This is a genomic window from Roseinatronobacter monicus (genome assembly GCF_006716865.1).
In the GTDB taxonomy this organism is placed as follows: domain Bacteria; phylum Pseudomonadota; class Alphaproteobacteria; order Rhodobacterales; family Rhodobacteraceae; genus Roseinatronobacter; species Roseinatronobacter monicus.
In genome coordinates, this window is sequence record NZ_VFPT01000001.1 from 3,524,680 (window position 1) to 3,536,759 (window position 12,080).

Here is a 12,080-nt window from a genome sequence, read left to right on the forward strand (position 1 = left end):
CAAGCAAAGAGCCATGCAAGGCCACTGACAGGGGGATAAAATCATGCGCAAGCCATTGCTGCGCCTTGAGGGGCTGACCAAAGCTTATCCCGGCGTTCTCGCCAATGATGACGTGTCCTTCGAGATTGGCGAAGGGCAGATGCACGCGCTTTTGGGCGAGAATGGCGCGGGCAAATCGACGCTGGTGAAAATGATCTATGGGCTGGTCAAGCCTGACAAGGGCACGATGACCTTGCGCGACCAGCCATTCGCGCCGGCCCAGCCCTCGGATGCGCGGCGCAATGGTGTGGCGATGGTGTTCCAGCATTTCAGCCTGTTCGATGCGATGGACGTGGCCGAGAACGTCGCGCTGGGTATGGAAAACCCGCCCCCCTTGCGCGATCTGGCGCGCCGCATCCGCGATGTATCCGAAGCATATGGCCTGCCGCTGGACCCGACGCGACTGGTGGGTGAACTGTCCGCAGGCGAGCGGCAGCGCGTGGAAATCGTGCGCTGTTTGCTGCAAGACCCCAAGCTGCTGATTATGGACGAGCCGACCTCGGTGCTGACCCCGCAAGAGGTGGACATTTTGTTCCGCACGCTGCGCAAACTGTCATCCGAAGGCACGGCCATTCTTTATATCTCGCACAAGCTGGAAGAAATCCGCGCGCTGTGCGACGAGGCCACGATTCTGCGCGGGGGGCGCAAGATTGCCACCTGTGACCCGCGCGAGAAAACCGCGCGCGAGTTGGCAGAGTTGATGGTGGGGCAAGTGCTGCACCCGCCCGCGCGGCCCGCGCGGCCTGTGGGCGATGTGGTGCTGGCGGTGGACAACCTTTCGCTGAAATCCAACAACCCGTTTGGCACCTCGCTCAAGGATATTTCCTTCACTTTGCGCGCGGGCGAGGTTCTGGGAATTGCGGGCGTGGCGGGTAATGGGCAGGATGAATTGTTGCTGATGCTGTCGGGCGAGTTGCTGTCGCCATCGGCGCAGGTCCAATTAAAAGGGTTGCCTGTGGGCCATCTGGGGCCGAATGGTCGGCGCAAGCGCGGGTTGGTCAGCGCGCCCGAAGAGCGCCTCGGCCACGCCGCTGCCCCGGATATGAGCCTGACCGCGAATGCGCTCCTCTCGGCAAGTGCGCGCAAGAGGCTGGCCAAGAAAGGTTTTATCGACTGGGGCGCCAGCGAGGCTTTTGCCCGCGAGATCATCGCCCGCTTTGATGTGCGCACCCCCGGCCCGCATGTGCTGGCCCGCGCATTATCAGGCGGGAATTTGCAGAAATTTGTCATCGGCCGCGAGATCGAACTTGATCCCGATGTCATCATCGTCAACCAGCCTACTTGGGGCGTGGATGCCAGCGCCGCTGCGACCATCCGTCAGGCCCTGCTCGATCTGGCAAGCAAGGGGGCGGCTGTGCTGGTAATTTCTCAGGATCTGGATGAATTGCTGGAAGTGGCCGACAGCTTCGCGGCCTTGAATGAGGGGCGTCTGACCAGAGTGCGCTCTTCCAAAGGGCTGACAGTCGAAGAGATCGGCCTGATGATGGGCGGGGCGCATGATATGCATGTGGCACAGGTGGCAAGCGCATGATCCGGCTAGAAAAACGTAAAGAGCCATCGAAATTCTGGCGCATTGCCAACCCGTTTCTGGCCGTCGCGCTAACAATGCTTGCGGGCGGGATCATGTTTGCCATGTTGGGCAAAGACCCGTTTGTAGCGATCCGGCTGATTTTCTTTGACCCGATCTTTTCCGAGACATTCGCCAGCTATTCGCGCCCGCAACTGTTGATAAAATCCGCCCCCCTGATCCTGATTGCGGTGGGGCTGGCCATTGGTTTCAAGGCCAATGTCTGGAATATCGGGGCCGAAGGGCAGTATATCATCGGTGCGCTGTTCGGCGCCGGTGTTGCGCTGGCATTCTTTCCTGCGCCGGGGTGGTATATCTTCCCGCTGATGGTGCTGGCGGGGGCGTTTGGCGGATTTCTCTGGGCGATGATCCCTGCAATCCTGAAAACGCGCTTTAACACCAATGAAATCCTTGTCTCACTGCTGCTGGTCTATGTGGCCGAGCGCATTCTGGCGGCCATGTCGCTGGGCCTGATGCGCAATCCTGACATTGCGGGGTTCCCCGGTTCGCGCGACCTGCGCCGTTACGAGGCCGCGCATAATGCCGAGTTGTTTGCAAATACGGGTATTCATTGGGGTGTTGTCGCGGCATTGATCGCAGTCATCTTTGCCTATGCGATGATGACGCGGCATATGTTGGGCTTTCATATTCAACTGGCCGGACAAGCGCCGCGCGCGGCACGCTTTGGGGGCGTATCGCCCGCTCGGCTGGTGGTGGTGTGTCTGGGAATATCAGGGGCGCTGGCGGGGCTTGCGGGCATGTTCGAGGTGTCTGGCCCCGGCGGGCAAGTGCGGATCGAATTTGCCAGCGGATATGGCTTTACAGCGATCATCGTGGCCTTTTTGGGCCGGTTGAACCCGTTTGGTATTGTGTTGGCGGGGTTGTTGCTGGGCCTGACCTATATTGGCGGTGAACTCAGCCAGATGATGCTGCAATTGCCCGGTGCCGCCATTCAGGTATTTCAGGGGATGCTGCTGTTCTTTCTGCTCGCGCTGGATTTCCAGACGAATTATCGCTTACGGCTGACAAGGGGGGCCAGCGCATGATCCTTGGATCAATCAATCCTGCGGTGCTGATGGCCGCGCTGATGGTGGCCGCAACACCGATCCTGCTGGCCGCTATCGGCGAGTTGGTGGTGGAGAAGTCGGGCGTTCTGAACCTTGGCGTCGAGGGGATGATGATTATGGGCGCTTGTGTGGGCTTTATCATCGCCGTCAATACCGGCAGCCCGTTCATTGGCTTCATCGGTGCGGCACTGGGGGGCATGGCGCTGTCGTTGCTGTTTGCGTTGCTGACACAGGCGCTGATGACCAATCAGGTTGCCTCTGGACTGGCGCTGACGTTGTTCGGGCTGGGGCTGACGGCGCTTTTGGGCCAGCGCTATGTGGGCATCACCCCGCCGCGCACGCCCAAGCTGGACCTTGGGTTTCTGTCCGATATCCCGTTTCTGGGACGGGCGCTGTTCACGCATGATATCGTGGTTTATCTGACAATCGCGCTGGTGGGCGCTGTCTGGTGGTTCTTGAAATACAGCCGCGCGGGCATGATCCTGCGCGCGGTGGGCGAGAACCACGATGCCGCCCATGCGCTGGGCTATCATGTCAAGCGCGTGCGCGTGCTGGCGATCATGTTTGGTGGCGCTTGTGCGGGGCTGGGGGGCGCGTATCTGTCGCTGATCCGCGTGCCGCAATGGACCGAAGGCATGACCGTGGGGGCGGGCTGGATTGCGCTGGCGCTGGTGGTGTTTGCAAGCTGGCGGCCGTGGCGCGCAATGGCGGGTGCCTATCTGTTTGGCGGCATAGTTGTGCTACAACTGAATTTGCAGGCCGCAGGCGTTCGTATTCCGGTCGAGTACTTGTCAATGTCACCGTACCTGATAACCATCCTTGTGCTTGTCATCATCTCATCGGGCAAGGGGCGCTCATTGAACGCGCCGGGCTCGTTGAACAAACCTTTCCACGCCTCGAGTTGAGGCAAAACGCTGCCAACAGGGAGACCACAAACATGAAAAAACTGGTTACAGCCGCTGTGCTGAGTGCTGCACTCGCCACACCGGCCTTTGCCGACACGACCAAGATCGGCTTCATCTATATCGGCCCGGTGGGGGATTTTGGCTGGACCGCTGGTCATGACCGCGCCCGTCAGGAATTGCAGGACCATTTCGGGGATGCGGTCGAGACGAACATTGTCGAGAATGTCGATTATGGCGCAGATGCCGAGCGTGTTATGACACAAATGGCCATTTCGGGCACTGATGTGATCTTCGCGGCCTCTTTCGGCTATGGCCCAGATGTCAATGCTGTGGCGGGCCGCTTCCCCGATGTCCACTTCCAGCATGCGACCGGCTATATTCAGGAACACGACAACATCTCGCTGTATGATGCACGCTTCTATGAGGGGCGCGCGGTCTTGGGTCATGTTGCAGGCAAGATGACCGAAACCAACACCATCGGTTACATCGCCTCATTCCCGATCCCGGCTGTGGTTTCTGGCATCAATTCGGCTTATCTGCACGCCAAAGCTGTGAACCCGGATGTGAATTTCCGCATCATCTGGACCTATTCGTGGTTTGACCCAGCGCTGGAAGCAGACGCCGCCGAAACACTGATCGAGCAGGGCGCAGATGTGATCATGCAGCACACCGATTCCACTGCCGCCATTCGCGTTGCCGAAGATGCAGGCGTCATGGCCTTTGGGCAGGCCAGCGACATGGTCGATTTCGGCCCGACCGCGCATCTGTCTGCCATTGTTGACCGCTGGGCACCCTATTACATCGACCGCATTCAGGCGGTGAAAGATGGCACTTGGGAAGCGCAAAACTCTTGGATGGGCTTTGCCGAAGGCGTGATCGAGATGGCACCTTGGAATGACCGCGTTCCGGCAGAATTGCAGGAAGAGGCGGATGCCCTTGTCGCATCCATAGCGGCGGGCGAATATCACCCCTTCACAGGTCCGATCAACCGCCAGGACGGCACACCTTGGCTGGCTGATGGCGAAGTGGCCGAAGATGGCGCGCTTGCCACGATGGATTTCTACGTCGAAGGGATCACCGGAGAGTTCCCCAACTAATCCCGACCCCATACACAGACAAAGCCCCCGGACATGCGCCGGGGGCTTTTTTCTGGCGTTTGCCGCCCTTGTGGCAAGCTGTGCCAGCGCGACGACACACAAGGGCGCGCATCCTTGATTTCAGCGCCGCGAAATGGCCTGCGCTTTGGCCCGATACCAATACCCGTGGCAAGAAAGATAACTAACAGCGGTATCAAAACGCAGGCGCCTTGGTCCGATACCTCGACCGGACCAAGTTCTTGTTTCAGTTATTGCATCAGCGCCGAGACAAGCCTGTCCAGCGTCGTGTTCACGACAAGGCCTTGGGCCGTGGCGCGCCCGCCTGTTGTCGGGTATTCGACGCAGCCACCGCTGGGGACAGCCTGCGTGCTGACCGCCACACGCACACGCGTCAGGTCCGAGCCGCTGGTATAACCCCCAACAACATTTCCGAGGAAGACATTGTCACGATCAAACACGGCCACGCCATTCAGCACATCATAATTTCCGGCTGCCGAACACCGGCTTGATGCCGCGGATCTTGGGGCGCTCTGAAGCGCAGTTGCATTCGGGATACCAATTCCGCCGCCACCGTTATCACCGCCGGTGCCACCGCCACCACCGTTGTTCCCGCCACCGTTGCTTCCGCCACCGTTACCGCCGCCGCCGTTGTTCCCGCCGCCATTATCGCCGCCACCGTTGTCGCCGCCGCCATTACCGCCGTCGCCGCCACCGCCGCCGGTGCCAACACTGACAGAGGCTGTGCTATCGCCACCGACCGTGGCATCTGCGCTCACTCCGCCGACCCCTACTGAAACGCCAACGGTACTGCCTGTCGACTCGCCCGTGCCCGAAGCGGTCACAGTCCCGCTGGTTGCCTTGCTGGTCACGCTGCCGACAGCATCTACAGTGCTATCAACCGTACTGGTCAGTGATCCAAGCAAGCTAGAGGCTTGTACCGGCTGAACCAGCGCCGTTGCCCCCAGTAAGGCGGCGGCTGCAAGCAAATACTTGCGCGGTACTGTAAATGTTTTTGGTTTATTTTTTGTAAATTTAAGTGGCATGTGCGATCTCCTGATCTGTCACCCTTGACGTTACAGATTTGCCAGATAGCCTTTGAATAACCACACTCTTAACGCAAGCAACGCCACCTGACCCGATATCGGTTTGGCACAATTCGGTGCATCCCCTTACAAAAGGGATACACAGTTTGTTTACTTCGGCAAAGGGTGGTTATTAAATAACCCATTGAATTACAATAAAAATAGCACCAAAGCCGTATGGGCTTCATACTAAGATACGATAAACTTTGAGCTTTGATCGCGCATGCACAATAGGTGCGATTGCTGTTTGTCGCCAGTTGTCATAACCGAAATGAATCAGTTTGCGGAAAAATTGCTGCAAAAGGTGTAAATTTTCAGAATCATGAGAATCCAGACTATCGGTGTATAAACGCACGCCCCGAATCCTCTTCTTTCAGGATCGTGACGTGATGGCAATTTTCTGCGGCGGCCAAACCGAAAGATAGTCGTCCATAAGACTATTGACCGATACATCGCAGATTTCCTTTTCGTCATCGACTTCAGCTAGATCATTTTCCGCGGCAAGGCGCATTGCACGTTCGTTTAACCGCTCATACTGGCGATCAACCCAATTCCACACTTCATCAGGATCCCAACCTGTGCCACCCCTTGCGGCCCATTCCGCGAAATCTCTGATCCTGTCCTCCGTCAGCGAGATAAGATCAGTTCCGCGTGGAATAGCAGCGAGCGGCCGATCAGGAATGTAGTCGAGAGGCATATCAAACGGCAGACGCGTCAAGCGCAGCGAAATTGCATCGAGAATTTCTTGGTCCGGAAGACAGATACCATGAGCCTGGAATGCTTGGATTATGCACTGTTTATCAACCGGCGCAGAACTGGGTTTGTAGGCAGTGATCAATGCCGTCTGAAGCGCACGCCACCCTTTTTGAGAATCTAAACCGACATTCCCCAAGTGGCCTGCCGTCTGACGTCAAGATCGCCTGATTGCGCCAGTTGATCAAGCGTTTTTCGTCCCGAGCGGCGTCTGCGGTCGCGCAAACGCCTGGAGTTGGGCGGATCGGGCCAGGAGCCCGCAGCATCCCGGCTCGGCGGCGACGTTTTTCAGCGCGGTGGACGGACCTGTCCTGCCGCTTTCGTTCAGTTTGGGTCCGGATCGCGGTCATGCGCATAGCGGTGGCGCTCGCAATCGGCGGATGGCGGCAAGGATGGCGCGCACCATTGGGCCAGTCACCGCGACCTCGGCCAGTTGGAAGGTGATGGCGCGGGCGTGGCGGACGACACGCGCCCCGATCTTGATCAGCTTCAGTTGCAGGCTGGTCAATGACCAGTCGGCCATGGCCTCGGGCAGCTCGATGCAGCGCAGGAAGGTTGCCAGATTGTAAGCCAGCGCGTGCAATTGCAGCCGCACCTCGTTGTCGCGGAACTTCCGGCATGACAGCCGCGTCCAGTGGAAGGCGTATTTGCCCTCCTTGATATGCTGCTCGGCCGTGCCGCGCTGGTTGTAGAACCGAACCACCCAATCCGGTTCCATCGGCAAGTTGGTGACGATGAAGCCAACACGCGGGAACAGCTCGCCTGGGTGCCATTCGATCTTGGCAATCACGCGGCGCTCCTTGTCCCAGGACGCGGCCTGATAGTGGAAATCCTCAAAGAACCGCTTCACCTTGGTCAGCGAAGGCCGCCCTACGGGCCGGTTCAGCCGATGCGCGATCTTCTCGCGCAGGACGCTGTTGGCGGGTAGTCGGATGGCGTAGAAATAGCCTACTTCTTCCAGCCGCGCATAGATCGCGGGGTTCGCATAGGCGGCATCGGCGCGGAATAAGCGCATGATGTCGCGCTTGGCATATCGGGCGATGACGGGGTCGAGGACGTCCCGCCAGCCATCAGCACTATGGACGTTGCCATTGCGTAGGGCGCAGCGTTCCAGCATCCCGAACTGGTTGAACAGAAAGTTCGGATGATAGCAGGTGCAGTCGAAATGCCCGTTCCAGGCGGAACCTTCCTGATCGCCGTGGGTGGGGCTGACCGAGCTGTCCATGTCCAGCACGATGAACTTCAGCCCGTTGCGGTCATGAAACCGGTCGATCCACTGGCCGTTCAGGTCGGCCAGTGCCGCCCGGTTCTCGGGCAAGGCCAGCGTCTCGGTCTCGAACCGCCCCATCTGTGAGGCCGAGGCCGCTTGCGCATCGACAGCCCGACCACCAACAACCTGACGCATCACGGGATCGAGCGCGAGACGGTCGGCATCGTTGACGTCCTCGTATCCGGCCAGCCGCCCGAACACTGACTGCCGGAACAGCCCGTCGAGCCGATGGACGGTGTTCTTGCCGGTGCGGTTGTCGCACAGCGCCGCAGACGCGAGGCCAGACAGCCCGAGCGCGTCATCCAGCTCGCGCATCACCAGAAGGCCACCGTCGGAGCTGAGCTGAGTGCCGCGAAATTCCAGTCGCACGCGAGGGTCGAAATCCACCCGATCTGCTCGCTGCAAGCCCGCACCCTCTGGGTGATCCATAAAACTCGCCCCCTGCATCCATCAACACCATGATTTATATAAGAAATACCATGGTTAGGACAGCAAAATCATAGATTTACTTGGGGAATGCGGGACATACTGAACCATGCATTATTTATCACACGGACAAATCGGTATTGCCGGTCTTAATTGTATCCGGCGGTTTGTTTGTACAGCGTGGTCTTGGGGGGTGCGAAACCGATATAGATGGGCGCAGCAGGGTGAATGCCGTGCTGCAAAACGTTGATACGGGTTTTACGATCCTTCGCGCTTGTGCAGCACAAAGCAGTCATTCGTGACGATGAAGGAAACGGGTCATGCAGATATTTGAACGAAACGCAAAGCGCATCACGAGTAAAACGCAGTGGCGCGGGAGAGCTTTGTTGGCCGCTGCCTTTGGTATGGTGTTGGCACCACTGAGCGTGCAAGCGCAATTGCTGTCGATCGGTGGCAGCGATGATGGCGGGCTGAGTGTCGGGGCCAATGTTGGCGATTTGTCGGTGGGCGCCGAGGTTGGCGGTAGCAGTGCGGCTAGCGTGGATGCCAGTGCCGGCTCTGACGTTTCGGCCGGTGCGAGTGTCGGTGGGGATAGTGGGCTTGCCAGTGTTTCGGCAAGTGTTGGTAGTGTCGATGCAGATGCAAGTGTCCTTGGGCCAGATAGTGTTGCATCGGTCGGTTTGACGACAGGCAGCAGTGGTCCTGACAGCCCCAGCACCCCACCTGATGGTCAGGCTCCGGGGGGGGCGCCGCCGGGCACAATTCCGGGGCAACCCTTCATTGATATCAGCACTATCTCGATAATTCAGCGCCTGACACCGGCCAGCCAGTGTTCTGGTGCAGGCAATTATGATGTGCTGAACGGCATCGCGGTTCTGGATGCAAGTGGCACATTTCTGGGTGTGGTCGTCGGGGCCTATGTCACCGGCACGGAACTGACCCGCGTCCGTATTGCTGTTGATCCGGGCGCGGCTGATGGCGGGGGGTGCGTTGAGTATTCCACGGCCGGTGGACGGGCAACACCCCAAGGCATTATTATCAACACCACCCAGTCCAGCCTACAAGCAGCTCTGGCGCGCTAGGGTGGGCGGCGGGCCAGTTACCCATAATTTTAACGGCCTGACAGGGGTATTCGGGGACCGTGGCCGCGGTTTCCGAATATCTGCGTCATGCTGCGTGATATGCGCTTTTCAGCCATCGGCACCCCCCCTGACTTAAGTGCTATAGGCCGCCAATCATACCAAGCGGGCATTCCTTTTCAGCGGTGCGGCCGCAATATGGCGGTCAGGTCGCGTCCCACGCCCGGTGCGTGATCTGAGAGCGCAGTTTCTAAGGACGCAAACATGATTGCCCGCATTGGCCGCAAGACAAGGCCCGAACGCAGGCAATTCCTTGGGCTGATCCTTTTGGCACATGTGGGTGGCGGCAGCGAGTTCTGCCTTGCGGTTCCCAAAGACGGATCGCCTGCATATTTCGACGGAGTGTAGCATGACGCTGTTCCAAGATCCCCACCTCCCCCGCGACAGCCGCGAAGGTTCAATTCGTCCCGGCATGTTGTCCCGAATTCTGGCACGTCTGGGCTATGACAAGACCGATGCACAGCACCACCGCAGAAACAGGGACCGCGACTTGGGCATCGCTGTCAGCTTTGATGTCGTGGCACCGCATCTGATCAAGGAGCGCCGCATCTATGTTGTGGAAGGGCAAACGCGCCCGCTGTTTTCGCATGTATCAAAGATTGCCGCGCCTGCGTTGTCGATTGCGTCGCTCAGCAATTTCGCCCGCGCAGAGAGTGCAATTCTGGGCCTGAGGTCTGAGCAAGCCTTGTTGGTTGTGAATATTGATACGCTTGGCACGACAGCAGAGGCCGTGGACATGCTGATCGGATTCCGCACACGGTCACCCGAAACACCCGTCATCATTGGCAGCGCCTCATTTGCCAGACATGATTTCTCAATGTCGCGCGGGGTTATCGCCGATGCATCCATGCGGATGCCCTGCGATTACATGTCTGTCGCATTGGCCATCGAAAGCGCGGTGGGCAATAGTGCAATGCGGTTCCGCGCAGAGCAAAGCTACCTGAGCGCGGAGCAATCTTGCGTCAACTGATGGTGTCGCCTATGGTCATGCAGACCTCCGTTCCTGCAATCGAGTGGCTTGCGTGAAGCGATTTTCAACCTTTATCATGCTGATTTTTCTGGCCAGTGCGACAGCAGTGGCCGGCCAATCCGGGCGCGGGATGAGTATCGTCGATGTCGAGCGCAGTGTCGGACGCGAGGGGAATGACCATTATATTGCGGTTCTGCAAACGCTTGAACAACGCGGTTACAGTATTGTAGAGGTGTCCAGCACGTTGCTGAACAGGCTCAGGATATGGGCCGAGAATAATGTTCATAGGCGTGAAATTGTGGTCAGCCGCGCAAACGGACGCATCCTGCGTGATGTGATTGTGGAAACCTATAAAAATGCCGGGGCCGATCCACAGGTTATTCCCGTGATACCGATCGAAGACCTTTTGCAAAACCATTCGGGAGGTATCAGGATTGTTCCAAATCCCTGAGAAAAGTATCAATCAATTGTGGCGGGAAACCCTGTGATGTTTGGCTTTCGTTGGCCAGTGCTCATCATAATTATTCTTGTGCTTTTTGTTCAGGTCGCAAGTGCAGGCTTCTTTATAATAAAGATTCTGTCGGAACTGTTCTTGATTGAATTCCTGTGGGTGGCTTGGGAAGTTCAGGAATTGCTGGAAATACTTTCCAGTTTCGGGCTTTTATTCGGGGTAATCAGCAGTGTTGTGTTGCTGAGCATCGGGTCACGACGTGCGACGCGCATAAACGATCAATTGCAGGCGGCGGCGGGCCAGTTTTATGACTATGTCGACCGCCAGTTTGAAGTGTGGAAACTGACCCTGACAGAACGCCATGTCGCCATTCTGGTAATCAAGGGTTTCTCCAATGCCGAAATAGCCAAATTGCGCGGCACGACAGAATCGACTGTGAAATCTCAATTGTCTTCAATCTTCCGAAAATCGGAATTGAGCAGCCGACAGCAGCTCGTCGCCTATGTGATTAAGGATCTGGTATCGGCCATTCCAGAACCCTGACGCTACTTTGCGGGCAGTCGCGTTGCCCCGTCCAGCCGGATCGTAGTGCCGTTCAGATAGGGGTTCTCGATAATCTGCGCGACCATCAGCGCGAACTCAGCCGGATCACCCAATCGGGCGGGGAAGGGGATGTTTGCCGTGATCGCGGACGTGGTCTCTTCCGGCAGCGCCTCCATCATCGGGGTGCGGAACAGCCCCGGCGCGATGGCCATGCAGCGAATGCCGTCGCGGGCCAGATCGCGGGCAACTGGCAGGCTCATCGCGGCAATCCCGCCCTTGGACGCGGCATAGGCCGCTTGTCCTACCTGCCCGTCCTGCCATGCCGCAGACGATGTGTTCACCACCACCCCCCGCTCGCCACCCGCCAGCGCATCCAGTTTGCGCATTTCAGCCGCCGCATGGGCCATAACATTGAACGACCCGATCAGGTTGACGCGAATCACACGCTCGAACAGCGCGGTTGAGGGGGTGCCATCGCGCCCCACAACCCGCGCGGCATTGGCAATGCCCGCGCAATTCACCGCCATGCGCAACGCGCCGCGCGCATCTGCCACAGCCTGCGCCACGCCCGCAGCGACGGAGTCTGAATCGGCCACATCCACCTTATAGGCGCGTGCGCCAAGCTCGGTGGCCACGGCCTGCGCGCGTGCTTCGTCAAAGTCCAGAATAGCGACTTCGGCGCCTTTGGCGGCCAGATGGCGCGCTGTCGCGGCCCCCAAGCCGCTGCCGCCGCCGGTCACAATCGCCAGATGTCCTGCAATCTCCATGCGC

The 12,080-nt window shown here is 58.5% G+C and carries 13 protein-coding genes; 9 read left to right on the plus strand and 4 right to left on the minus strand.

Features of this window, described 5'->3' with window-relative positions:
- Positions 1-43 precede the first annotated feature (43 nt).
- Genes BD293_RS16740 through BD293_RS16755 form a run of 4 tightly spaced genes read left to right on the plus strand, consistent with a single transcriptional unit; the run spans position 44 to position 4,675 of the window.
- The gene (locus BD293_RS16740) at positions 44-1,570 is read left to right on the plus strand and encodes an ABC transporter ATP-binding protein (protein WP_142083728.1); all 1,527 of its coding nucleotides are present in this window, start codon (positions 44-46) and stop codon (positions 1,568-1,570) included.
- Positions 1,567-2,652: an ABC transporter permease gene (locus tag BD293_RS16745; protein ID WP_142083730.1), complete on the plus strand. Its 1,086-nt coding sequence runs from the start codon at positions 1,567-1,569 to the stop codon at positions 2,650-2,652. The genes BD293_RS16740 and BD293_RS16745 overlap by 4 nt, the downstream gene beginning before the upstream one ends.
- Positions 2,649-3,578: an ABC transporter permease gene (locus tag BD293_RS16750; RefSeq protein WP_142083732.1), complete on the plus strand. Its 930-nt coding sequence runs from the start codon at positions 2,649-2,651 to the stop codon at positions 3,576-3,578. Before BD293_RS16745 ends, BD293_RS16750 begins: the two co-directional genes overlap by 4 nt.
- Before the next feature lie 32 nt (positions 3,579-3,610).
- Positions 3,611-4,675 carry a BMP family ABC transporter substrate-binding protein gene (locus BD293_RS16755; protein ID WP_142083734.1) on the plus strand — a complete coding sequence of 355 codons (1,065 nt, stop codon included), beginning with the start codon at positions 3,611-3,613 and terminating at the stop codon, positions 4,673-4,675.
- A gap of 248 nt (positions 4,676-4,923) precedes the next feature.
- Here BD293_RS16755 and BD293_RS22770 read toward each other — a convergent pair whose 3' ends face one another.
- The 3 genes from BD293_RS22770 to BD293_RS16775 form a co-directional block, all read right to left on the minus strand.
- A complete protein-coding gene (locus tag BD293_RS22770) occupies positions 4,924-5,451 on the minus strand; it encodes a hypothetical protein (RefSeq protein WP_170207171.1) in 528 nt (175 codons plus the stop codon).
- 679 nt (positions 5,452-6,130) lie between these two features.
- Positions 6,131-6,649: a hypothetical protein gene (locus BD293_RS16770; RefSeq protein WP_142083739.1), complete on the minus strand. Its 519-nt coding sequence runs from the start codon at positions 6,647-6,649 to the stop codon at positions 6,131-6,133.
- Positions 6,650-6,856: 207 nt separating this feature from the next.
- The gene (locus BD293_RS16775; RefSeq protein WP_142081982.1) at positions 6,857-8,209 is read right to left on the minus strand and encodes an IS1380 family transposase; all 1,353 of its coding nucleotides are present in this window, start codon (positions 8,207-8,209) and stop codon (positions 6,857-6,859) included.
- Positions 8,210-8,526: 317 nt separating this feature from the next.
- Between BD293_RS16775 and BD293_RS16780 the strand changes: the two genes are divergently transcribed.
- The 5 genes from BD293_RS16780 to BD293_RS16795 all read left to right on the plus strand — a co-directional run bounded on the left by BD293_RS16780 (position 8,527) and on the right by BD293_RS16795 (position 11,309).
- Positions 8,527-9,288, plus strand: coding sequence for a hypothetical protein (locus BD293_RS16780; protein ID WP_211841049.1), 762 nt, complete (start codon positions 8,527-8,529; stop codon positions 9,286-9,288).
- Between the two features lie 261 nt (positions 9,289-9,549).
- Positions 9,550-9,693 (plus strand): hypothetical protein, encoded by a 144-nt coding sequence (locus tag BD293_RS22775; RefSeq protein ID WP_170207172.1) that lies wholly within the window; start codon positions 9,550-9,552, stop codon positions 9,691-9,693.
- A gap of 1 nt (position 9,694) precedes the next feature.
- Positions 9,695-10,315, plus strand: a complete 621-nt coding sequence (locus BD293_RS16785) for a hypothetical protein (RefSeq protein ID WP_142083743.1) — start codon at positions 9,695-9,697, stop codon at positions 10,313-10,315.
- A gap of 52 nt (positions 10,316-10,367) precedes the next feature.
- Entirely contained in the window at positions 10,368-10,766 is a 399-nt protein-coding gene (locus tag BD293_RS16790; protein WP_142083745.1) for a hypothetical protein, read from the plus strand.
- A 36-nt stretch (positions 10,767-10,802) separates the two neighbouring features.
- Complete coding sequence (locus tag BD293_RS16795; protein ID WP_246086376.1) at positions 10,803-11,309, plus strand: helix-turn-helix transcriptional regulator; 507 nt, start codon at positions 10,803-10,805, stop codon at positions 11,307-11,309.
- A 2-nt stretch (positions 11,310-11,311) separates the two neighbouring features.
- Here BD293_RS16795 and BD293_RS16800 read toward each other — a convergent pair whose 3' ends face one another.
- A complete protein-coding gene (locus tag BD293_RS16800) occupies positions 11,312-12,076 on the minus strand; it encodes an SDR family NAD(P)-dependent oxidoreductase (RefSeq protein ID WP_142083749.1) in 765 nt (254 codons plus the stop codon).
- Between the last annotated feature and the right edge of the window lie 4 nt (positions 12,077-12,080).

What these genes read in the sequence shown, in the direction of transcription:
- BD293_RS16780 (WP_211841049.1), top strand. Translation starts at nt 8,527, where the DNA reads ATGCAGATATTTGAACGAAACGCAAAGCGCATCACGAGTAAAACGCAG.
- BD293_RS16750 (WP_142083732.1), top strand. Translation starts at nt 2,649, where the DNA reads ATGATCCTTGGATCAATCAATCCTGCGGTGCTGATGGCCGCGCTGATG.
- BD293_RS16775 (WP_142081982.1), bottom strand. Translation starts at nt 8,209, where the DNA reads ATGGATCACCCAGAGGGTGCGGGCTTGCAGCGAGCAGATCGGGTGGAT.
- BD293_RS16785 (WP_142083743.1), top strand. Translation starts at nt 9,695, where the DNA reads ATGACGCTGTTCCAAGATCCCCACCTCCCCCGCGACAGCCGCGAAGGT.
- BD293_RS16800 (WP_142083749.1), bottom strand. Translation starts at nt 12,076, where the DNA reads ATGGAGATTGCAGGACATCTGGCGATTGTGACCGGCGGCGGCAGCGGC.
- BD293_RS16745 (WP_142083730.1), top strand. Translation starts at nt 1,567, where the DNA reads ATGATCCGGCTAGAAAAACGTAAAGAGCCATCGAAATTCTGGCGCATT.
- BD293_RS16740 (WP_142083728.1), top strand. Translation starts at nt 44, where the DNA reads ATGCGCAAGCCATTGCTGCGCCTTGAGGGGCTGACCAAAGCTTATCCC.
- BD293_RS22775 (WP_170207172.1), top strand. Translation starts at nt 9,550, where the DNA reads ATGATTGCCCGCATTGGCCGCAAGACAAGGCCCGAACGCAGGCAATTC.
- BD293_RS16795 (WP_246086376.1), top strand. Translation starts at nt 10,803, where the DNA reads ATGTTTGGCTTTCGTTGGCCAGTGCTCATCATAATTATTCTTGTGCTT.
- BD293_RS16755 (WP_142083734.1), top strand. Translation starts at nt 3,611, where the DNA reads ATGAAAAAACTGGTTACAGCCGCTGTGCTGAGTGCTGCACTCGCCACA.